This is a genomic window from Methylomonas methanica, from assembly GCF_001644035.1.
GTDB lineage: Bacteria > Pseudomonadota > Gammaproteobacteria > Methylococcales > Methylomonadaceae > Methylomonas > Methylomonas methanica_A.
The window spans coordinates 1-2,011 of the sequence record NZ_LUUG01000029.1 but is presented as its reverse complement, the minus strand read 5'-3'; the positions used below and the strand labels follow the sequence as shown (position 1 = coordinate 2,011).

General features: G+C 48.0%; 3 protein-coding genes. All 3 read right to left on the bottom strand.

Annotated features, from left to right (window positions below; genetic code table 11):
• Positions 1 to 308: FlhC family transcriptional regulator (locus tag A1332_RS01350; RefSeq protein WP_064006785.1), on the bottom strand; the 308-nt coding region annotated here is incomplete at its 3' end.
• Positions 309 to 320: 12 nt separating this feature from the next.
• Entirely contained in the window at positions 321 to 914 is a 594-nt protein-coding gene (locus A1332_RS01345) for an STAS-like domain-containing protein (RefSeq protein WP_064006784.1), read from the bottom strand.
• Positions 915 to 946: 32 nt separating this feature from the next.
• Entirely contained in the window at positions 947 to 1,699 is a 753-nt protein-coding gene (locus A1332_RS01340; RefSeq protein ID WP_064006783.1) for a FlhC family transcriptional regulator, read from the bottom strand.
• Positions 1,700 to 2,011 lie beyond the last annotated feature (312 nt).

The window sequence follows — 2,011 nt, the reverse complement described above, 5'->3', positions numbered from 1 at the left end:
GGATAGGAACGCTTGTAGGCATCAAAAGCGCTTATCAGCGTCTGTATTTGATTGTCGGCCGATTTGTTTGACGCAGCCCGATAGCACACGGCAAACAGCGTTACGTCCTTGTATTTCCGCCGGCTTCCAGTCAGGCCTCGGGTGGAAAATTTGATGGATCCACGGCTGGGCGATCGGCCATCTAATTGACGGTAAGTCTGTCTCAATAGCTTGACCGGAATTCCCGTTGCTTGATGCGCGATTTTGACTTTCGCATGGAGATTGAGCAGTTCTATTGCCAAGGTTTGCTGTTGATATTTCATGAGCATTAGTTGCCTCTCTTAATCAATAGTGCCGCTTAATCCGAGCATGGCTTCCACCATCGGTGGCGATTTTCTGTTGATGTTTTGAATAAACTGGCTCGAAAATCTGGGGGTAAAACATAGCCAGTTTGAGCGGGCAATGAAATCAATGTCTTCTAAAGTTAAACGAACAACTGCCAAGCGCATGGTTTCATCTGTAATGCCAAGCACCAGTTCGGTTAGTACCGGGTTCTCCCGTGCGATTTCTCTGGCTTTGATGAGCCAGGCCTGATTCATGGCATAAATCTCTTCATCGCAACCCAGTTGATCGATCGCCGTCAGTTTGTCAAAGTAGACCTCGAGATTTTTGAATGCTGATTGCATCATGTTGTCGATGTGCCCCGCCATATTGACTATTTTCAGTTTCGATTTCAGAAAATCGGATCCGAATTCGGCGACCAATGGCAAAAACAATTCCTGAAAGAACCCCAGTGTGATGCTTTTAACGTCCTTAAAATCAATCGTCAGCGATTGCTGATTGGCAAAGCGCTCGCGCGCTAGTCGCGCGAGGTTTTTGCCATGGATAGACTGAGGTATTTGGGAATGGGTGGCTGTGACGACAACGATAAGCATGCGACTTCTCCTTAGTAGCTGATGGATCGTCTCTAACGAGCGCTTGGTTTGTTCAATGTGAGCATTTTTGATTTTGTGGAAATAAAGCGTCGCCGACCTGAGCGATCAGTCCATACATCACAGATGGGGCATTGACTAAATGACGCATCAGGGTGAATCATGCCCATGTAACTGGCGTGGCAACGCCCGCAAAGAATGAAAACCAAATCACCCGCCGAGAGCAGGCTGATTAAATACCAAGCCCGGTTGATATCTAACGGATAATCTAGGCTGGAGCGTGGTTGGATACGTTGCCGAGTGGCTAAAATTCTGGAAGCGGCATTGCTGTAGATTTCATAGGACGCAACCAGTAATGCCGCATTCAGATTCGGGGTAGAAAGCCGGTGCCGAATGTCTTCAATCATGCTTAAAAATAGCGAGGCATGAATGTTGTTGTGGGCCGAGCGGATAGGCCATTGATGATCGTGTGGCAGCATGCCTTGTTTGGGCGATTGCCCTTGTACCGTCTTAAAAAATCCGATGCTTTGATTTCGGGTTAACTGGCAAAGTTGGTTGACAATTGGAGGACGGGCGCCGAGTTGGATTAGTCTTTCCGCCAAGAGCAAGTCTGCGCCTATGTTTGGCCTGCTTTTAAAGGGCATGGGTTTCTCCGCAGCTCCAGTGATACAAGGTTGGAGAAGATCCACATAGGCAACCATGGGCAAGTTGCTTGAGGCATAGACAGGCAATAACTGAATTACTGCACGACTGCTTTTGGCGTGTTCACGAAGTTGCTGCTGTGTCATGCTGGCGAGACGGTCTATGCCTCCCCGATCAATGCCAAAGCGCCAGACTGTTTCCGCCGGATTAAGGATTGCTTTGCCGCTGACAAACTCGTGTGCATGGGCTTACTGCCGGAGCTGTCGAAGGGAACGACATGCCTCCAGGCAGAAGAATGCGCGAGCCTACGAAAAACTAGGTATCAGCAGCATAAAATCCTAATTATTGCTATCTATACATGACAATAAACTGAGCAGGATGCTAAGATTGCTTCATGAGAGTCTCAAAAGAAGAACTAATTGCCGTACTGGCCCAATTGGCTTTGTTGCATAAATCGA